Origin of the sequence: Lysinibacillus sp. FSL K6-3209, assembly GCF_037976175.1 — a bacterium.
Classification (GTDB): Bacteria; Bacillota; Bacilli; order Bacillales_A; family Planococcaceae; genus Lysinibacillus; species Lysinibacillus sphaericus_D.
In genome coordinates, this window is record NZ_CP150264.1 from 2,511,202 (window position 1) to 2,532,403 (window position 21,202).

Annotated in this window: 21 protein-coding genes; 2 read left to right on the forward strand and 19 right to left on the reverse strand. The window is 35.9% G+C overall.

Annotation, left to right across the window (positions count from 1 at the left end):
- Positions 1-49: 49 nt before the first annotated feature.
- The 4 genes from MHH88_RS12140 to MHH88_RS12155 all read right to left on the reverse strand — a co-directional run bounded on the left by MHH88_RS12140 (position 50) and on the right by MHH88_RS12155 (position 3,005).
- Positions 50-799: a polysaccharide deacetylase family protein gene (locus MHH88_RS12140; protein ID WP_339258343.1), complete on the reverse strand. Its 750-nt coding sequence runs from the start codon at positions 797-799 to the stop codon at positions 50-52.
- Positions 800-1,081: 282 nt separating this feature from the next.
- On the reverse strand, positions 1,082-1,702 hold the full coding sequence (locus MHH88_RS12145; protein ID WP_069512765.1) for an SDR family oxidoreductase: 621 nt from the start codon (positions 1,700-1,702) through the stop codon (positions 1,082-1,084).
- Positions 1,703-1,799: 97 nt separating this feature from the next.
- Positions 1,800-2,459 (reverse strand): hypothetical protein, encoded by a 660-nt coding sequence (locus tag MHH88_RS12150; RefSeq protein ID WP_024364921.1) that lies wholly within the window; start codon positions 2,457-2,459, stop codon positions 1,800-1,802.
- A 153-nt stretch (positions 2,460-2,612) separates the two neighbouring features.
- Positions 2,613-3,005 (reverse strand): hypothetical protein, encoded by a 393-nt coding sequence (locus MHH88_RS12155; RefSeq protein WP_339258345.1) that lies wholly within the window; start codon positions 3,003-3,005, stop codon positions 2,613-2,615.
- A 315-nt stretch (positions 3,006-3,320) separates the two neighbouring features.
- Here MHH88_RS12155 and MHH88_RS12160 point away from each other — a divergent pair, with 315 nt between their 5' ends.
- Entirely contained in the window at positions 3,321-3,782 is a 462-nt protein-coding gene (locus MHH88_RS12160; RefSeq protein ID WP_339258347.1) for a hypothetical protein, read from the forward strand.
- Between the two features lie 156 nt (positions 3,783-3,938).
- Here the strand turns inward: MHH88_RS12160 and MHH88_RS12165 are convergent, their stop codons facing one another.
- A complete protein-coding gene (locus MHH88_RS12165; protein WP_069512216.1) occupies positions 3,939-4,241 on the reverse strand; it encodes a hypothetical protein in 303 nt (100 codons plus the stop codon).
- A 191-nt stretch (positions 4,242-4,432) separates the two neighbouring features.
- Positions 4,433-4,585: a hypothetical protein gene (locus MHH88_RS12170; protein ID WP_176723200.1), complete on the reverse strand. Its 153-nt coding sequence runs from the start codon at positions 4,583-4,585 to the stop codon at positions 4,433-4,435.
- Positions 4,586-4,838: 253 nt separating this feature from the next.
- On the opposite strand from MHH88_RS12170, the gene MHH88_RS12175 reads away from it, so the two are divergent.
- Positions 4,839-5,126: a transposase gene (locus MHH88_RS12175; protein WP_339258350.1), complete on the forward strand. Its 288-nt coding sequence runs from the start codon at positions 4,839-4,841 to the stop codon at positions 5,124-5,126.
- A 70-nt stretch (positions 5,127-5,196) separates the two neighbouring features.
- On the opposite strand, the gene MHH88_RS12180 is transcribed toward MHH88_RS12175, so the two are convergent.
- From MHH88_RS12180 to MHH88_RS12240, 13 genes are all read right to left on the reverse strand, one after another.
- Entirely contained in the window at positions 5,197-5,397 is a 201-nt protein-coding gene (locus tag MHH88_RS12180; RefSeq protein ID WP_024360941.1) for a cold-shock protein, read from the reverse strand.
- Positions 5,398-5,680: 283 nt separating this feature from the next.
- Positions 5,681-6,256 carry a DNA-3-methyladenine glycosylase I gene (locus tag MHH88_RS12185; protein ID WP_339258354.1) on the reverse strand — a complete coding sequence of 192 codons (576 nt, stop codon included), beginning with the start codon at positions 6,254-6,256 and terminating at the stop codon, positions 5,681-5,683.
- Positions 6,257-6,637: 381 nt separating this feature from the next.
- Positions 6,638-6,829: a hypothetical protein gene (locus tag MHH88_RS12190; protein ID WP_024360943.1), complete on the reverse strand. Its 192-nt coding sequence runs from the start codon at positions 6,827-6,829 to the stop codon at positions 6,638-6,640.
- Positions 6,830-7,401: 572 nt separating this feature from the next.
- A complete protein-coding gene (locus tag MHH88_RS12195) occupies positions 7,402-8,976 on the reverse strand; it encodes a right-handed parallel beta-helix repeat-containing protein (RefSeq protein WP_339258357.1) in 1,575 nt (524 codons plus the stop codon).
- Between the two features lie 283 nt (positions 8,977-9,259).
- Complete coding sequence (locus MHH88_RS12200) at positions 9,260-10,942, reverse strand: methyl-accepting chemotaxis protein (RefSeq protein WP_339258359.1); 1,683 nt, start codon at positions 10,940-10,942, stop codon at positions 9,260-9,262.
- Positions 10,943-11,516: 574 nt separating this feature from the next.
- A complete protein-coding gene (locus MHH88_RS12205) occupies positions 11,517-13,070 on the reverse strand; it encodes a YndJ family protein (RefSeq protein ID WP_339258361.1) in 1,554 nt (517 codons plus the stop codon).
- On the reverse strand, positions 13,039-13,650 hold the full coding sequence (locus MHH88_RS12210) for a DUF4166 domain-containing protein (RefSeq protein WP_339258363.1): 612 nt from the start codon (positions 13,648-13,650) through the stop codon (positions 13,039-13,041). Before MHH88_RS12210 ends, MHH88_RS12205 begins: the two co-directional genes overlap by 32 nt.
- A complete protein-coding gene (locus tag MHH88_RS12215; protein ID WP_339258365.1) occupies positions 13,647-14,588 on the reverse strand; it encodes a DoxX-like family protein in 942 nt (313 codons plus the stop codon). The genes MHH88_RS12210 and MHH88_RS12215 overlap by 4 nt, the downstream gene beginning before the upstream one ends.
- Positions 14,589-14,743: 155 nt before the next feature.
- On the reverse strand, positions 14,744-15,268 hold the full coding sequence (locus MHH88_RS12220; protein WP_339258367.1) for a hypothetical protein: 525 nt from the start codon (positions 15,266-15,268) through the stop codon (positions 14,744-14,746).
- A gap of 112 nt (positions 15,269-15,380) precedes the next feature.
- Positions 15,381-16,097 carry a toast rack family protein gene (locus MHH88_RS12225; protein WP_339258369.1) on the reverse strand — a complete coding sequence of 239 codons (717 nt, stop codon included), beginning with the start codon at positions 16,095-16,097 and terminating at the stop codon, positions 15,381-15,383.
- A 238-nt stretch (positions 16,098-16,335) separates the two neighbouring features.
- Entirely contained in the window at positions 16,336-18,156 is a 1,821-nt protein-coding gene (locus MHH88_RS12230; protein WP_339258371.1) for an ABC transporter ATP-binding protein, read from the reverse strand.
- The gene (locus MHH88_RS12235) at positions 18,153-19,886 is read right to left on the reverse strand and encodes an ABC transporter ATP-binding protein (protein ID WP_339258373.1); all 1,734 of its coding nucleotides are present in this window, start codon (positions 19,884-19,886) and stop codon (positions 18,153-18,155) included. The genes MHH88_RS12230 and MHH88_RS12235 overlap by 4 nt, the downstream gene beginning before the upstream one ends.
- A 269-nt stretch (positions 19,887-20,155) precedes the next feature.
- Entirely contained in the window at positions 20,156-21,196 is a 1,041-nt protein-coding gene (locus MHH88_RS12240; protein WP_024360953.1) for a ribonucleotide-diphosphate reductase subunit beta, read from the reverse strand.
- Between the last annotated feature and the right edge of the window lie 6 nt (positions 21,197-21,202).

Genomic DNA, 21,202 nt, shown 5'->3' on the forward strand with positions numbered 1-21,202 from the left:
GCTTGTTTAACTTGCACTTATCGAAGTTATTTTAATAGTAGCATTCCTGCTATTTCTTATTGTTTTCCATTTTATTCGTTGCTTTTTGCACTTCAAGTAATTCCGAAACCGTAACAAATTTATACCCCTGCTTTTCCAGTTCAGGTAAAATTTTTTCTAGTGCTTTAACCGTTTGACCTCGATCTCCGCCACCATCATGAAAAAGGACGATATTTCCTTCCTTGGCCCCTTTTAATACAGTGTTAACTATTTTATTAATACCAGGGCTTTTCCAGTCCATTGTATCTTGGTGCCAAGACCACATCACTACTTTGTATCCTTCTTTTGCAACTGCATCAATCATACCGTCTGTATATTGTCCTTCCACTGGACGGAATAAAGTTGGAGAATATCCACTAATACCGTAAATTGTTTCGTGTGTTTTTTTAATTTCCTTCAATAGATTAGGGATACTCGTTCTTAAAGGATGTGTATATGTGTGAATGGCTAATTCATGCCCTTCTTCATACATTCTTTGAATAACTGCTGGGTTTTTTTCCGCATTTTCACCGACTATAAAAAATGTAGATGTTGCATTGTACTTGTTTAAAACATCTAATATTTCTGGTGTATATTTTTTATGAGGGCCATCGTCAAAGGTCAAAGCAATAATTTTTTCATTCGTTTTTATTTCCCATAATATTTGCCCTGCCTCTTCATAATATTTTCTTCCTTTATCAGCTGAGAAACGTTCACTTACAAAAAAAATGGAGACAGCTAAAATACAAAAAGGCACAATATACAGCATTAATTTCTTCAACAACTTCACTTCCCAAAAAAATTATTTAGTACTTTATTATTTGTGGAAATGATTAAAAAATGCTTTTAACTTTGAATTATTAACTGCCATATGAAGTATAAAAAAACAAGTTATGTGCCACAATAAAATTAAAGCCATGAATCTCCCTAATTATTCATTTGCTGTAGCAAACTGTTGCTACAGCTTTTTTTATTAAAATGACGCAAAGCTGCTGTAGTTCCTCCGATTACGTAAAAACACACACATTTTAACTAATACCATCGTTAAAATGAGTGTGTACTATTAATAGGCGATGCCTACTCGACAGTTCACGTATTCAGAACATTGAATTTGTTGGTAAGTAAATTCTGCAGTGTCTGCCACAGATATTTCACTCCCACCTTCTGGAAGGAAATCTCGCTCTACGCGATATTTACCTGTATAACGTCCATCTGGTAAATATGTAGGACAAACGATTGTCCAATCCATAGTTGATTGCGCTAATAATGTAAAGGCATTGTGATGTTCTTGTGCTGCAAACGTTGACTTTCGTTTTGATTCACTGGATTGATATCGAAGTAAATTAGGCGTTAGACGACTTTGTAAAACTCCAGCTGTCCCGACTGTTATAATTCGCTTCACATTTCTACTTGCCATGGCATCGAGAATAAGTGGTAAACTTGCTGTTAACGTATTTGTCCCATCCGTATTTAATGCGCTAATCACGACATCTACATCAGCCATAACTGATATGAGGTCGTTTTTATTTAAGACATTACCTTGTTTAACTTGTAAATTTTCATTCGCCATTATCATTTTACTTGGTGTACGTACTAATGTGATCACTTGATGACCATCGTTTAGTGCAAGGGAAACGATATGACTGCCTACACGGCCCGTTGCACCCAAAACTAAAATATTCAGTAAAATCACCTCTTTCCTTGCGATTATATCATAGATTTAGATTAGTTTTTATGCATGATAAAAGGACACAGCTCGTTCGACTGTGCCCCTTTATATTTTATTCTATATGAGACGTTGCAATAGCTTGAGCTAATGTAGTACCACCATCTATATTTTCATAACTATATTGACCTAAAGGTAAACCCCAAATTTCTACAAAATCCCCTTCAAGGAATTCTGTTGATTGATAGCCAATAGCATAAATCGCATTAAAGTCCATATCTTCAATTAAAATAAGTGACACTGGTGTACCATCCTCTAATGTATCTTCCTCTATTTGGATGATATCGCCTGCAAAAGTAACCATTTTCTCTAGATACGGTTTAATATTTTTATTTAAATGCTTGGAAGTGATTTTATCATCCGCAAGCTTTTTTGTTTTTTGAATGGCTTCTTTTGATAAAGCAGGGAATAAATCTGCATTCGTTGAAATAAAATTATATGATTGCTTTTCTAATGTTAGTTGATCTTCTGTAAAAAATGGTACATCTTCTAAATAGTTTCTTGCATAATTAACGACTGGAGCAGCTGCTTCTTTCTCAGTCTGATCGTTTTTAACTTCTTCTTTTTCTTCTGATTCCTTATCTGCTGAAGCTTCTTCCTTCTTTGCTTCGTTACTTGGGATAGGAGTGCTACCTCCTTTGCTAACTTCACTACCACATGCGGCTGCCATAATTGCTACTAACGACAGTACAGCCATGATTAAAAACTTCTTCATCACTAAATCCTCCCAATTCTTCTTTTAACATACTAAATATACCAATAAAGAGGAGTACATACTATAATAATTTTCCAATAATTTTCAACTTTTTGTAGTTATTACTAACTATTTATTTTCTTGTAATAGACTAGAATTCATATACAAAAATCGTCAATTTCGATCAGTAAGCTGGACATCCACAATAAACAAATTAAAGTTATTCTTTTTCGCTATGTTATTTACTATTTTTTGGATTTTGCTCTCCGTTCGGTTATCGATTTTCTCTAAATTATGTAAACTTATTGTGATAATTTGATTGTCCGATGAGTCGATTAAATATTCAATCGTGCTATCTGGATGATACCCTTCAGCTCTTAGCGCTATAATTATTTTTTTTGTTAATTGTGTACTTTGTAACTTTTGTGCTACTTCTTCAGATACATATTGAGAAGAATTATGTTGAGATAATTGCACAGATGCAGACGGCTGGTATTTTAAATAAATCGTTACAAATACAAGTAATGCCACTACTATACAAAAACCTTTTATAAGATTTCCCTGCATTTTCCTGCTCTCCTTTTTCACTAAAATACGTAATTGGGACACTAGATGCATCGCTGGAAAGCGCTCTTTGTCGAAAGAGAAAAGGAAGAAAACAATGTTATGCTCTTTTATCTTCTTCTTTGCTCAAATCTTATTTCTTACTATTATTTGTTTCGAATAGGTATACATACAGGTTTGTTTTTTTAAAAAAAGATTTTATTTTTTAACTCTATTAAGGGACATATTACCAAGTCAATACCATTTCAATTCATAGATTATAAATGTAAGGCTAGCGCGCGCATTACACAAACAAACTAACAAAAGGGAGATTTTAAAATGAAAGATAATAGATATTGCAAACATATGAATTGGAATCATGACAAAAAAGATACATGTGATAAACAAGAAGATAAATATTATTGCGAAGTCGAAAAGAAATGCTACCATGTTGTTGAAAAACATGATCATAAAGAAAAATCTTGTTGCCGAAAACATGAAGATTGGAAACACAATCATTGTACTTGTGAAGAAAAATCTTGTTGGAAAGATGACAGAGATGAGCACAAAGACGATCATCACCACTGTGAAGGCTGTATTTGTCATTTATTACGAAGATTTGAATTAGGAACTACAGTAGATGTTTATTTATCAAGTGGAGGTAGCTTCCTTGGTGTGATTTTCTTAAAATTAGATACGTGTAATTGTTGTGCTTATTTTGTGGAAGCTGGAGCAGCAAATGCCCCTATTATTGTCGATTGCAAAAAAATTGACGCACTCAGACGAATTGCAACTGTGTAAACGAACCTAAGCTTTGCATAAGAATCTGCTTGCTATTTACGGATGACTTTCAGTGTACTCAGATATCTGCTGCGTCTTCCCAAATTCTCCGAAATAGTCAAGCAGATTTTACTACGAAGGATGGAGGACTGTTACTAGCTTTTTCTATACAAAAAATTATCCATTGACAATTACTTTTACTATTGGTTCTATTTTCCCTTTCGATACATCTCCTACATAGTCCACATCAATAATGACTGCTCGTGGTTCAAAACGTTGAATACTATCAATGATACGTGCGGTATTACGTCTCTTTGCAAAATGAAAAGGGACTTCAAGCTCTTTTTTTCTGTCCCGCTCTCTCTTATCAGGGTAGGACATAACAAATGTAGATAAAATATATGCTACATTTTGCAATATTTCATCGACGCCTGTTGCACCAAAATCAATATTGCTCTTAGCGGTAACTTGATGTGTCATCCTATCAACCTTTCTTCCAAGAACGTTCATTCACATAAGACTTTAAATGAACAGTATCTTTCTTAATCCATTGCTAGATAATCCATTGTAAAAGGAACACTTAGTTATGTATGCAAAAACTGCGAAGGATATGTTAAAGTTCATCATCCGCAGCCTTATGTAACATCTTATAAATTATGATTAAACCCTCTTTATCTTGTTACCGCATAATAAATTACATATAACCAACTAAAGCATCCATGAATAATTGCCCAAAGTATAGAATGATGAACACTCCAAGATATTGTAATAGCTAAAGCTGAACCAAATCCTATTCCATTTTTCACTACAGTTTTCTTTTCCATTTTCCGTCCTTCTCCCTTCGTTTTTTTTGTGTATACTACACGATGATCTTTTATGATAATCCCTCCTAAATCTTCTACTTTTTTCCTTAACAGGATATGTACTTAAATCATAACATTATATGTTTAAAAAAAGCTGAACATCATACAAAGCTTTTATCATACAATTTATTTTTATTAGCGAAGTCACGCTACACTTTCCGCCACTGATTATGATTGAAAGGTCATGGTCATAATTAGGAAAAGGAAGTGATTTATGCTGAAACTGTTAATCATCTTATCAAGCATTGTTGTCCCTATTATCATGCTTTTACTACAATACAAAAGCAATAGCGTTCATAGCATATGGAATGTTTTGGCAGTGTTTGCACTGATTATTTTTGGTAGTATTGCATCCACCTCAATTTATCAAATTATCGTAGATGGTGCAGTATTTATGACAACAATCCACGCCATTTTTTTAAATCCATTATTTTTAGTTGTTGGGGCTTATCTTGGTGTATTCATGATATACAGATTGCTGCTTTTAACATGGAAAGAATAATAACGATTGAATATAAAGAAAAAAAGAAGCATTCTTAAAGAATGCCTCTTTTTATAAAACGGTCGTTCAATTATAGTTTAACGATGTTTTTAGCTTGTGGTCCACGGTTACCGTCTTCTACTTCAAATTCAACTTTTTGACCTTCGTCAAGTGATTTGAAACCTTCACCTTGGATTGCAGAGAAGTGAGCGAATACGTCTGCTTCACCTTCAACTTCGATAAATCCAAAACCTTTTTCTGCGTTAAACCATTTTACTGTACCTTGTTTCATAAATAAAACCTCCAAAAAATAAATTAATAAACAATTTCTTCAGAAAAAAAAACCACCTATTATAAAAAGTACCGAAAAACACGATTACTTTTGTAATAGGTGAATTCAATATTTTAAATCAAGAAATCTTATTATTAATTCCATTATATATGAAAACATCCTAATTGTCTAGTGAAATCGTATATTTAAAATATTGCAATAGTATTACTGGTACATGTTATTTTAGTTACTTATTTTTCACGTCATCATTTCATCTTTATTAACCTTGTTATAGCTGTAAATTTTAAGATTGTGCTAACGATTGCTCTTGGCGACAACTACAATCTACAATATGATCATTGACCATGCCTACTGCCTGCATAAATGAATAACAAATCGTGCTACCAACAAATTTAAAGCCATCTTTTTTAAGCTGTTTGCTCATACGATCACTTAACTCAGTAGTTACTGGGACATCTGCAATCGTTGCCCAGTTATTCACAATAGGCTGATTGTCGACAAATGACCATATGTAATGTGAAAAGGAACCATGCTGTTGTTGGATACGTAAAAAGGCTTGTGCGTTCGTTACAACGCTTGCGATTTTAAGCTTGTTGCGCACGATACGTGTATCCTCTTTTAGTTCAGCCAACTTTTCTTCGGTATAGGAAACGATTTTGGCAGCATTAAATTGGTCAAAGGCCTCTCGGTAACCGTCTCTCTTTTGTAAAATTGTCCACCAGCTAAGACCTGCTTGTGCCCCCTCTAGACAAATCATTTCAAATAAGCGCTGATCGTCATAAATCGGCACGCCCCATTCCTTATCATGATATTCTACATATAATGGCTCATCTAACTTTACCCATTCACATCTTTTCATCTTCACTACCTCCGACTATTTTTTATCTTTTAAAATTGGCCTTGTCACATTCATCAGGTACAACATACCGATTCAAGATATCCCCCTAGGTGTTTTGGCCGGTGAATAAATCTTCGCATACCTCCTTTCTTTTCTATTTCTACCTTTATACGTTTATAATAGGTCTAAGTTTCATTTTTTGCCAAATCACAGTTTTTTTAGCTTTCGTTTTATATACGAAAAAATCACAGTTATTTTGTACACAACAAAAAAACTGTGATATCTTCTTTTTACATATATTGTGATGTAAGCCTTACCATTTTGGCTCACATGATTTTAATAATTTGTTCTATGCATAATATCAAGACACATCGTTTATTGCTTTGACAAAATCGCTTGATATTAATTTAAATATGTATTGTTTGACGTATTTCGTTCGCGCTCATCTATTACTAGATGGATAATAAATGCTAGCTGTTGTTCAATTAACAGATTATTTTGATGAAATATATCAGCTATTGCAATTTTTTGGCTATCTGCTAATTCAACTTTCTTTAGCATCATCATAATTTCTTCTTTCGAAAGCCCAAACATCTTTTCTCACCCCATTTCCAAATTCAAAAATATTTCATTATTCCAAAAACATTATCCAAAGGTCTAGTACTACAGACAGACAATATTATTAATGAACCATTTTTACTAATTATAGGATATAACCTACAAATTAAGCAATCTAAAAACTAAATTTTCTAACAATATTTTCTTCTAAAAAAACAAACATTGTTATTTTGAATATAATATTACAAATATTTTAAATTTACTTCCGAATAAATTCCAAGTTTTCTCAACATAATGTATCGTGCACAAAAAAGTGGGCAATTTTCTTACAAATAAATAATTCTTTTGTCGAATTTTATGAATCTTTGTCCATATTTTGCATGAAATATTCGTCCTCTTCAAGTATTTTATCTCGCAAAGGTCTTTAACCTTTCACACATAAGACACTTTTATAGCATAGTAAAAAATGGAATATATATGGTATTGGACGTCCAACCCTACTGTTTATACCCCTTTTCTTATAATTGAAACCTCCATGTTTACCATTTGACTTGTAACAGACATAAAAAAAGTAATTTCAAAAGTTTGAAACTACTCTTTTTCTTTTTTCAATCTTCAACATTGCTTCCGTTACATGTACTTAATTTATCGACAATTCGTTGTGTTTTTTTACTCGTTGGTTGTTGTAAGTCTATATGAATAATTCTTGAGGAGTCATCTTTTTGACATCTCCCCGCTTGTATTGACCCCCGAATATATAATTGGCTCTGTTCCTGAACAACTGCCGCTGTTTTAACATTTGATAAGGTGCTATTGACGAGTTCAAGAAGCGATTGATTGGTCATGGCCAAAAAAGTTCGCTCGGTGTCGTTGATTGCACAATTTTGGATGCGCCCCATTGACTTATCAGACCAAAATATAGAATAAGGACTTTGTTTACATTGCATGAATTGACTGTCTACTACTTCAACAATGGCATCAATACACGTAATTCCATTACCAACTATATGGTGAAAGGCACAATCGTTGACAAAAAGACGCGCATTATTAATATAAATATGATGACTTTCTAATTCCTGTATGCGTGAATTTTTTAAAGTAATTTTGGCATGATCATTTCCATAAATTCCACCTGTTTGCCCAAATTGAATGATGCATTGATCGAGCACAAGACCACTCGCATCAACAATTACATGAAATTGTATATGATGATGGATCGTACATTCAGTCATTATGACATTGGCTTCATTGAAAATGGTGATACCCGTTGTGCTGCCATTGGTCACCTGGCATTTTCGAATCTCAGCTTTACTATTCTCTATAAACAACTGTGGCTTTTTATGGCCATATAACTGGCAATCATAGATAATAGCCTTTGATTTTTCGCCTATATACAGTCCATTCCCATTACTTTTCGCAATGCAACTATCAGACGCTACAAGTTCGCTTTCATGGACAACGACATTTGTTTCAGCATGTTGCTTGATTTCACATTGATCGATTGTTAATTTTGAGCCGCTAAATACTTGGATGCCTACATCTCTTCCTTCGTGAATAAGCGTGTTGACTAAAGAAATTGTACTGGACGCTGCAACGATTTGAGTTTTTTCATGCCCATGAATTTCACAATCCTCTATGACCATGTTAACGTTTCGTATGGCAAAAATTCCATTCATCGTGCCCTCTAGCAACATGCACTTCGACAATGAAATTTCACTATTTTGCGCAATAATTTGTGCTTTCGTATGCTGGTGTAATGTTGATTCAATCAGCATTACACTTGATCCATTATCTATCCGCATACCAAATTGATTAGTTGTCCCTGCCAGTATATCAACATTTTTCATCACTAAAGTACCAAAGTTAACAGTGACTTGGGTACTCACTTGTTGCTTTTCGATGATGCAGTTTTCAAGCTGTAGATCCCCTTTCACATAAATGCCGTGGCCTTGACTAAAACGGATATTACGGATGTCTACATGCGTATGGTAACGAATAAACACGCCACCTTTAATCGTAACATCCCCTTTACCATAAAGCGTTAACCTTTTTGAAATCTCTATACTTTCTTCATAGATACCATCCCGAATTTCTATAGCATCTCCAACTTCAGCGTCTTGTAGCGCCTGATTGATATTTTGATAACGATGCATTATCCCTTTTTTTACTACAAGTGTTGCCATCCACATGCCTCCCGTCGTTTACATGTTGTACTTTAATAAGTACGTCACAAATCAACCTATTCATCCTATTTATATCCCCATTGAGCTTACGATTATTCAATTTTATCCAAATAAATGAGCATTTCATCGTTTATCCATTTAAAAGTCTATTTTTAAAAGGTAATCACCAACAATACGTAAGAAAAAAACCAGCAAGTGAGCGATACATTCGCCTCTTACTGGTTTTGTTTATAGTTTTATTTGTTGTTTTTTTGATGTGGTATCCAATCGTGTTTAACCTTATTTATAATTTAAATTTTCCAATAAGATCATTTAAGTTTTCAGCCATTTCAGCTAGATGACTAGAACTATTTTTTATTTCATCCATTGAGCTAGCAGCTTGTTCTATCGTTGCTGAAGTTTCCTGAATACCTGCTGCCGATTGCTCAGACACAGCGGCAATTTCATCCACTGATTTATTAATAGTCATCGTATTTTGTACAACTTCTTCTAGCTTCGTTGACATATTGACGATGCTCGTTGACATCGAATAAACAGCATTTGCAATTTCACTAAATGTCTCATTCGTCGAAACAATTTGTGTTGTACCTTTTGCAACTTCTCCATAGCCTTTTTCGAGAGAGGATGTCACAATGGTTGAATCATCTTGGATTATTTGAATTATACTTGTAATTTCACTAATAGATGAAGATACTTGCTCTGCCAGTTTTCGAACTTCATCTGCTACTACTGCAAATCCTTTGCCATGCTCTCCTGCACGTGCCGCTTCAATCGCTGCATTTAACGCCAGTAGATTTGTTTGCGCTGCAATATCATGAATTACCGCAACAATTTTAGATATTTCCTGTGTTTGTTTATTTAATTCATCCACCTTTTCAACTGAATCTTTTACAATATAGTCAATTGTCATCATTTGTTGTGTAGAAGCTTCCATAAGCCCTTTCCCTTCTTCTGTTAGCTTCATTACAGATTCAGAAAACTGATAGACATCCCTACTACTTTGATTGACATCCGTTACTTTCGTTGAAAAGTCCGTCATACTTGTTGCCACATCAGATGCATTACTCGCTTGCACTTCTGTTCCGCTTGCAATTTCTGCAACTGTTTCTACCACTTGCTCTGTCCCCTCTTTTACTTCTGTAGCAGATTGCATTAGTTCCTCACTATGGGCGGCAACCTCATTTGACACCGTTTGAATATGTTTTAATAAATTATTTAAAATTTGGGACATCGTGTTTGTTGCTTCGGTTAATTGCCCTATTTCATCCTTTGATGTTACATTTAGTGCAGGTTCGCTTAAATCCCCATCTGTAATTTTCTTCATGCGATTTGTAATTAAGATAATAGGCTTCGAAATAATACGAGCGCTAATTAACGCGATCATAATGGCGATAAAGACAATGCTTATTCCTACAATAATACTTATAGTTTGCTTACGCTCCCCATCGGTAATAAGTGTATCTCCTACAGTATTTATTGATTGTTTCCGTTGTGCTGCTAATGCCTCATATCCCTCACGAATTTCTGTCGCTTTTTCATCCATTGCAGCTAAATTATGTATGGCTAATTCCTTATTTCCTTGATCGTATACATCAAAAACCTCGCTTTGAACATAGCTACTCCATTCTTTTGCCATTTCAGCATACTTGTTAAATTCCGCTGATTCAGCAATAGCTAAACGTATTTTTTCATTGGCAAGCGCTCGTTCTACATTTTCATCATAAATTGTTTTATATTTTTCATTGCCAGATAATACATAGCCCCTTGCTGTGGCAATTCTTAAGCCAATAGTAGATGCTAACTCATAATCAGCAATTAATAATTGCAACTCCTCATCCACAATTTGTTCTGTCGCTTGGTTACTTTGTGTGATTTCGTAAAAATTAAAAGCAATGTATAAAACAATAACGGCAACAACAATACTAAATGAAAATACAATTCTTTTACTAATCGTTTTAAAATTCATTGTTAATTTCTCCTTCTTATTATCGTTTTTTTTGGCAATCCCCTTCGACTATTCTATTTCTTCTCTAAAAAATAACAGGCAATCGGTAAAAAATTTAACTGTATTGCTTAATATTAGTAATCTACCATTTTTAATTAGCTTTAGGATGAAATAATATTTTTTCTTATAATTAGTTGAATAAAACAGAGGTTTCTTTGTGTTTTTTAGCATCCTTTTGATTTTCAACATTACTTTTCCTTCTATTGAATTATAATTTTTACAAAAAAGAAAAATTCTCAAACAAGACTTTTCGCCTATATCTATTGCTGTTATAGTTAAAAAATACAATTTTATCAGGACATGAAACTAATATTTACAAAAAGGGACTAATTGGATAGTGATTTTTCTCTATGCTATTAAGATGAAATTAAATGCTCTATCTTTGTGAAGATAAAATAGATAACAAGACTAATTATGCAACTCCTCCCAGTAGCAGATAATAACGTTCACAGCAAAAAAGTGTTAAATCGACGTTCGTCAATCTAACACTTCTTTTCTTTCTTTCGGTTATTTTTTATTATTGTAGAATAGTCATTTATCTTCGTTCTATTTGATAATCTATGCGTAAAAAAGACAATCCAAAAATGCGCATCGTATGTATCGCCGTTAAAGTTGTATCATTTTTAGCAGTAATCGTAAAATGCTCATTTAAGGGCAGTCTCAATATATTTTGTTTGAATGCTAAATATATACCTGCTTCCCCTGTTTTGGAGCTTGTTATATGTAATTTTCCGTCTTGCTCATATACATATAAAATACCTATCATTGTTGAAAAAGGTAATGGTAAAGCAATATTCATATACGTTGTTTGATTGGTCGTATGTTGTGAGTAAATGGCTACGAATATCGTTTGCTCGTTTATTTTACGAATCCAAGCACGCGGAGCAAGACGACCATCTTGTCGTTCATCTACTTTCACAATAACACCATTCATCTCCACTCGTTGACTGGATAGCGGCAAATTAAGCTGTTGCATCCAACGGCTAATCCCTTGATAGATGAATGCAAATGGTTTAAACCATAATCGCCATTGTACCGAAGCATTTAGACGATAATGAGTCGTTTGCTCATAAAAATGTGGGATAATTTGTGGAATTTTCCGTGTATCTACAAAATCTTGCAGTGTATCAACTAAACCGGTATGCGGCTCTTCCAGAGGCTGTAGTTTCCCCCGTATACGACTCACCGGAAACGTAAAAGGCTGATGTGAAGATTTTGGGACATCCATCCCCCATGCTATTACCCCCATCCATCCAAACAATAGACAATTCACTAAACCATGATAGGTTAACATGTCGGGAATACTTATAATCGACGTGCCAGTAAAATTTCCAATAGCATAAAGAAAAGATCCTAAAATGGTCAAACATAACGAGCCGTAAGAAATCCGCAATAGTACGCCCTGTCTCTTTGGCATAGTTGTTTTTAACGACAGTGTAAATAAGCAGTAGATGGCAAATATATAAAGGGCAACTGATACGATTTCAATGATTGTCGAAAACGTAATACCAAGTGCAACTAGCAATGGTCCTGTTAATAAAATCATGGCGACAGCATTGTACCATTTGCTTGTATGTAAACGTCCAAATAATCCAATTGATATAGCGAATAAACAAGCCGAATAGTGAAAATGAATTGCAGTTAACCATGTAATTAACGAGGAAAATCCTGTATCTATTTCTGCTATAAAGGCAAAGAACCATAGACCTCCGATAAATAAATAGAGGAGTCCAATATCTATAGCGATTTCAGCAATGTTCGTAAAACCTCGCTGTAAAAAGCGAGTCATACCTTGCAATGCCATATAAGCTGTATATACAACATATAAACCCGCTAAGAAAATCGCGAACTCACGACTAATAGGAAAATGTAAAATTGTTACAACAAGCATCATGGCGATGACAAAGGTATGGCATATTTTGTTGAAAGGGACAACCATTTTTAGCATTGCTGGGATTAATACAAGTTGCGCAAATGTAAGTAACAGTAAATAATGTGGTTGCATGCTAAACAAATAGCAACACAACATTAGTACCCAACCTATTAATAACACGGGACTAAAGAGATTTTTGCGTAAATTCCCCAGCATACATCATCAACCTCCCCATAAGCGGATTATAAATCGATACGTGAATGGTAAAAACTTCTCTGCACTCATCATAGCCTTCCTCGACAATAACACGCCCTTCTAGCTGTTGCGGTATCGCGCATTCTAGCCTAGATATAACAAATCGTTGTGGCCCTGAGCGAATAATTAATTTCCCTTCTCTTGTCACTGAAAACAGTAAATCTGAATAAAAAAGAGCTGGTGAGCCTAAGTAATCTTTGACAATTTTTTTGATTGGATCAACCGTCATCCTCGCATCAAAATACCTTGTCTTGTGATTAAAATAAAAAGATCGTTTCCATATGACCTCCAATTCTCCATTGGGCAGTTGTCGACATGTATTACTTATTGTAAAGGGGATATCCTTTCCTGACTCAGGAAATAAAAATCTAAACTTTGCAGCTATTAGATAAAAGGGATGCATCCATTTTGCTCCTGATTGTATACGATGCATCACACCTTGCGCATTAAACGTTTGACCTACTGGCAATGCATAGCGCTGTTGTAGTTTTGGATGGAGTCTTTTAAAGTCCTCTCCTAATAACGTTTGATAAATGGTCATACTTTTTTCCCTCGCTTTCGTTTACAACTTGCCGCGCTAGGTAAATCTTTACTAAGAACAAATCCTACAATGGATAAGACCCATAATGCGCCATTTAATGTGACTGGGTTGAATGGTGCCATTGCAATATCAGTATCTACTAGCACAGCACCAAGCGTTAATAGTGGGAATAACATGATTTGCAGCCCAAAGAGCAGCCGCTTCCCTCTAGGACTAGGTACTAACCAGCAAAGCGCAAATAGCATCTCTGCCACACCAATCCAATAAACGAGTGAAGTTGCATTTGCTACATTGCGGTCATTAGCAGCATTCAACTGTGTCAACGAATGTTCTACCATCATCACTTCCATAGGATGTTGGAACAGTACTTTAGGTATTAGTCCATGATACAACCAAACGAAGCAAAATAGTGCGCTAATAAGCAGTGTTAGAAAAAAGCGTCGATATTGCGCAGATGGATTTTCACCCTTCTCTAGCCACCTTTTCAATACATCAAAACTAAGTGCTGTTGCCCATCCCATTAATGGACGAAATACCAAGTCAAATAGCAAACCTAATTTGCCGTAGCGCACTTCATAATCATATTGCGTTAAAAACGTTAATCCTTGTTTCTTCGGAATATACTTCCAATAACCTTTGCCCTCTGCTATTGGTGATATTTTTTGTGGCGTCCCAAAATGCAAAGAGGATATTTTAACGCCATCTTTCATCAAATGTTCCCCTTTACTTTCTCCCCAACCGCTCACTGTTACACCAGGCATCACTTTTGTTTCATAAGTAAAGCGTTGCAGTTCTGAAAGCTCTTCTTTTTCTTTATATGTAATGGATGTAAAGCGTAAATCCCACTGCTCATGCAACTTTGGGTTTTGCGTATAATGCCAAGCATCCTCAATCGGTGCTTGTATATCAATTTCAACGTAAATCGGCTTTTTCTTCATCCCACTCTCTCCTCGAAATATAAATTTCAAACAATGATTGTACGTACGGAAACTTCTTAGTTAATTTTACTATAATTAACATTGTAATAATGCAATAACGATGAAGTTGATTACATCAAAAAAACACCTCTCATTTATGAAAGGTGCTTTTCACACTATGCTCCGACAAATAAGACAGCCTGTCCTATGGCAATAAAAAATGCTTCATGTTGAATCGGGCTCGTTGCTTCAATTTCCAGCGTAATATCAAAATGTGTTTCTTGATAAACCGCTTGCCAGCGTGCAATTGGCTGTTCATCCAACGTAAACACAGACCAGCCTTCCATCTCCTTATTCAGCATTATTTTTTGTTGACCATCTGTTATGATTAAATCTGGAATCATGATTTGCCAGCCGTCATAGGCAATCATATAGTCTTTACCTGTTACAAAGTCCTTGCCTTTGAAATGCACACGCCCACGTCGCGATACTTTTTTACAGGTGAAAAGACGTTGTCCGTCCACTGTACTGACATCAAATTGTACAAAATATCGATAATCCATCGTACGGTCAAAAGCTTTTTTCAATCCATTGGAGTAAATCCGCTGTACAGTTGATGAGACGTTTCCTTCCTCATTCACTATTTGAACTACTTTCGTCGATTCAATCGTTACAGGTTGTTTATATGTAAAAATTCTCAATCCGTTCGCTCCTTCAATTACGCTTGCTTTCTTTAAGCTAACATAAAATAAGCGTCAAATACAATTCACCTGTTGTATTTGACGCTTAAATTGATCGTATTGTAGTAGGTAGTTACTTATCTAGTTTGAATGTAACATCGCCTACGCCTAACTCTGAGTTCACCTCAAGCACTATATCTGCCTTTTCATACGCCTCATTCACATAAATCCCTTGACCTTTTGCAATAAAGCCTTCTAGATTCATCGAACCAATGCCTTTTTCGGTCGTTATTTTTACACCGACTTCTGATGGTAAAATGACCGTAGTTTGCCCAACACCCGTTTCAATATTTGTTTTGAAGCTTTTTTCCCAATCGCCACCTAAGTCAACATTTAGGTCGCCTACCCCTGTTTCAATATCTAATTTTTCAAGTTTCAGTCCTCGTAAATCAAGCATTGCTTTTGATGCACCCGTTTCTATCGAAAGATCCATTGGAATGTCTTCATTTAATTGGACATCCCATAAATTTTTTGTATTACCAATCTTCACTTTACTAGAGCCTTTATGATCAATATCAATTTCACCTGTATTGCCACGTAGCTTATACTTCACTTCTGGTGCTAATTTATTAACGTTATACTGGGCACTTCCCTCTAACCATTCTTTCGCACCTTTTGAAACCGTCATTTCCCCAACACCTAGATTTATTTCAACATCTAATTTTTGTGCATCATCCTTTTTTACCTGAAAGGTATCTTCTTTTTCCTTCTCTGGAATCACAGAAAAACAACCACTTAAAACGAGCAACGAGCCACACATCATGAAAGCTAAAACCAATATTTTTTTCACATTATTTCCTCCTACTTTTTCATATCCTATTCATTTCATTTTATCTGATTCTCGCTATATGGAAACGACCCTTGGCTTTAACTTCATCTAAGACCTAAGACGTAGCCGTATCCATTTTCTTTACCATCTATATGCGACTACTTGTCAAAAATTGAACCCTCCATCTTATTTCGTGCACTTAAGATGAAGGGTTCTGTAAATGATTGCTATTCATTTTTTATAGGAAATTTAAAAGGGTTTAGACACTTGGCTGTTCTTGTTCTAACAGTAGTTTTTGCTGGAGATTGTTGTAAATCCCTTGTTGTTGCATCAGTTGTTGATGGTTACCTTGTTCAACAATTTCCCCTTGTTGAATAACTAAAATTTGATTGGCATTTTCAATCGTTTTCAAACGGTGTGCGATGACAAAACTTGTGCGTCCTTGCATTAAATGTTGTAATCCTTTTTGAATATCCACCTCTGTTTGCGTATCAACGCTAGATGTGGCTTCATCCAAAATTAAAATATCAGCATTTTCTAAAATAGCGCGAGCAATCGCTAGGAGTTGTCTTTGCCCTTGGCTTAAATTTCCTCCTCCAGCCTGTATAGCCGTATCGTACCTTGCTGGTAAGTATTTAATAAAATTATGCGCATTGGCAATTTTAGCCGCTTCTTCGACCTCTTCATCGGTCGCATCGAGCTTACCAAAGCGAATATTTTCACGAATAGTGCCCGTGAATAAATAGGTATCTTGTAATACTACGCCAACACGCTCTCGAATCGTGGCCATTTTATACCCCTCAATATTGTGGCCATCAATAAGAATCTCACCTGCATCCACATCATAAAAACGAGTCAGCAAATTAATAATCGTCGTTTTACCAGAGCCTGTAGGACCCACTAGTGCAATTGTTTCTCCTGCCTTGGCATGGAAAGTAATATTTTTTAGTATCGGCTGATTTGGCAAATAGCTGAAAGATACTTGTTGAAACGCAACCTCTCCCTTTAATCTGTGACAATCAATTGCCTGTGGTTTATCTGCCACTTCTGAAGGTTCATCTAAAATTTCAAAAACTCGTTCTGCCCCTGCAATCGCTGATTGAAACGTATTTAATAAGTTCGACAGTTGATTAAGTGGACGGAAAAATTGACGCGTGTATGTGACAAATGCCGCAATAATTCCGACAGTTACTAGACCTTTCACAGTCAAAAATGCCCCTGTACCTATGACGACCGCTAGCCCTAAGTTATTCATAAAGTTGTTGATTGGCCCTAGTAAGCCGGACGTTATTTCGGCGCGTTGTGCTGAATTTCGAAGGTTGTTATTTTGTAATCGAAAAGTTTCGATTGCTTGCTGCTCTTTACCGAAAAGTGTAACGACCTCAGCACCTGCTATCATTTCCTCAATCGTTCCATTTAGCTTTCCTAAATCGCGTTGACGAGCTGCATAGTTTTTACTACTGCGCTTGACAATTTGTTTAGTTGTGAAAACAATCAAAGGGATAATAATGAGCGTAACAATAGCCAATTGCCAGCTCAAGACAAACATCGCGATGCTTACTCCGATGACTGTTAAAATCGACGATACGATTTGTGTTACACTCTGGGCTAACGCTGTATTCAAATTATCAATATCATTGGTCACACGGCTCATTAAATCACCGAGTGCGCGTTGATCAAAAAACTTCACTGTTAATGTTTGCAGTTTTTTAAATAGTTCAAGACGTAATGTGCGAATCGTTTTCATCGCGACATGAATCATGACATACGTTTGTAACCAAGTAAAAATAGATGCGACAGTAAATACACAGGCAAGAACAATACTAAGTCGAATTGTCCCTCCTATTTGCTTTTTCATAATGTAGTCATCCACAATATGTCCGATTAGATATGGTCCAGCTAAGCTTAAACATGTCGAAGCAATCACGAAAAATACCGAACAGTACAATCCTACTTTTTGTTGTTTGATATAGTGCCATACACGTAAGAGCGTTGTTTTTTGATTTTGAGCTTTTTCTGCTGGTCCGCCTATTCGTGGTCCACGTCCAAAATTCATTTGCTTTGGTTGACTTTGACTCATTGTCGTTCACCAGCCTTTTGCTGTGAAGCATAGATTGCTTTGTACGGTTCATTATTTTGTACTAATTGCTGATGCGTTCCTTGCCCAACAATTTCGCCATCCTCTAACACTATAATTACATCTGCCTGTTGAATGGAAGTAATTTTAGATGCAACAATAAATGTTGTTGTTTCTTGAAATTGCTCGTTAATCGCCTGCTGTACTTGCTTTTCAGATGCGCTATCTAGAGCGGACGTTGTATCATCTAAGACAAGGATAACTGGTTGTCTTACAAATGCACGGGTTAGTGCTATGCGCTGTTTTTGACCGCCAGATAAGTTCGTTGCCCCTTGTGACAATTCATGTGCTAGCCCTTGTTCAAGTTTCGCCACAAATTCAGTTGCACAAGCCGCATCAAGTGCCAGCTGTAATTCCTGTTGTGTCGCTTCTTCCTTCCCAAAACGTATATTTTTTTCAATTGTCCCTGAAAATAGTAAAGCCTTTTGCGAGGTAAACCCAATATGTTTTCGTAACGTTTCCAATGCATATTGATGTAATGGCTTTCCATCTAGCAAAATAACTCCACTTGTCGGGTCAACTAGTCGTGGTAATAGTTTTACGAGTGTTGATTTACCACTCCCCGTTTTACCAATTATCCCAATTGTTTGCCCCACCTTTACAGAAAATGTAATGTTTTTCAGGACATCTTCCGAATTGTCATAATAGCGGTAGCTTACATTTTGGAAGTCTATCATTCCTTGGATGGACGTCGTAATCGGCTGTGCTACTTCTGTCACTGCCACTTCCCTATTTAGGACGTCCACAATACGCTCCCCTGAAGGAAGAGCACGAGCAATTTGCATTAGCACCATACTGGAAGACATGAGTCCATTTAAAATAATCGTTAAATAGTTTATAAACGCAAGTATGACACCAACTTGCAAAGTACCTGTTTCCACTTTAATGGCACCTAGCCAAAGTGCCGCAACAATGCCGATATTGACGACAAACATCGTAAACGGTACAAGTATTCCTACTATTTGTTCTGCCGTAATAAAACGTTTCGTTAGCGTGTCATTGTGCATAGCGAACTGCTCTACCTGATGCTTTTCACGTCGAAACGCTTTCACCACACGGATACCCGCTAAATTCTCCTGTAATTTTGTATTAACCCCGTCAATAGCCTCTTGTACTTTTCGATATAAAATACCTGAATATTTTGTAAAAAAATACATGGCCAATATTAAAATCGGCACAATTACTAGTAAAATAGAAAATAACTCGCGAGCTGTTACAAAAACAATAATAACAGCACCAATAAATAACAACGGGCCACGAACAAAAATACGTAACGTCATCATAAACGCACGTTGAACACTTTCCACATCACTTGTTAAAATGGTAATGAGCTTACCTGTAGTGAAAGTATCACGTTCCTTTGCCGAATACGTCATCATTTTTTCATACAACGATTGACGGATATCAGAGGCAAAGTGAATAGCCGCCTTGGAACTATAAAAAGAGCACCCAATCCCCCCTACTAGTCCAAGAACCGCACTCATCAGCATTAACACGAACATTTTAAAGACATATGGATTGTCACCATTTGCTATTCCTGTATCAATCATATGTTGCATAATGGTTGGTTGGATTAAATCCATCGTTACCTCAAGCACCATTAAAATAGGGGCAATCAGTGTAAAAAATTTATAGGGCCCTAAATACCTCCCTAACTGTTTAACTACTTGCATTCTTTCGTCTCCGTTCCTTGTAAATCACATACGCTATTCATTATAACTGAAAATCATTCCCAATTGGCAACTGAATTCAGTTGAATTCAGTGACAGGCACTTAAACAATTTTCTGGCTAGAAAGTAAAAATCCACTTGAACTTCTGCGGGAACTCACATACAGAAAGTCACAACATACGGCGCAAAAGCGGGAGTTGTGGCTTACATAATGCTACGCAAAAGCCAAGTGGATAGAGTGACAGGCACTCAAACAATTATATTATATTAAATTACAAGTCATCGAAGCCGTTATCTTCTACATTTACTTTTACATATTGACGGGATCGTTGCTCAAAGAAATCTGTCTTTCCTAAGTCTACATCCTCGTATGCTTTAATCCATTTTAATGGATTTTTTCGATAACCCTCAAACGGACGCTCTACCCCTAGTTGGTGGCAACGTACATTCGCATAAAAATGGACATAATCATGGACATCTTCCACATCGAGTCCTTCGATTTTTTCACCTATGACTTCATTTGCCCAATCGATTTCAAGTTGAACCGCTTCACGGAAAATCTCCTGCACACGCGCCGCTCGTTCTGGTGTATCATATTCAGGAAATTCCGCTAGCAATTCCTGATAGATTTTCACAAATAAATCCACATGTAGCTGTTCATCACGGTTGATATAATTGATCATTGTTGACGAAGCCACCATTTTTTGATTGCGTGCTAAATGGTAGAAGAAGGCAAAGCCTGAATAGAAAAATAAGCCTTCTAAAATAACATCATAGACAATGGCCTCTAACATATTTTCAACATTTGGTTCCTCTGCAAATGCTTGATAGCCTTTCATAACGAAATCATTGCGACGTTCTAACACTGGCTCCGTGCGCCAAAAGTCAAATGTACGGTCTTGTTCATCTTTATTTACAATACTGGATAAAACATAAGAATAGGAATGATTATGAATCACCTCTTGTTGCGCTAAAATAATCATTAAGGCATTCAGGCTCGAATCCGTTAAATAGTCCGCCACCTTGCCCGCAAAATCCGTTTGTACACTGTCTAACAGCGCTAGTAAACCAATAATTTTCAAAAATGATTCCTGTTCATCCGCTGATAAAGTTGGAAATTGTTTGACATCATTGCTCATATTAATCTCAAAAGGTGTCCAAAAGTTCCCAAGCATTTTTTTATATTTTGGGTACGCCCAACTAAAACGCACATCATCCCAGTTTAAAATATTAGAAGAGCGCCCGTTCACAATGGCTGTCGAACGGTTTGGCGCCTCCTTATCCATCATTTTTCGTTTCGTAATTGTTGTCATTTTCTA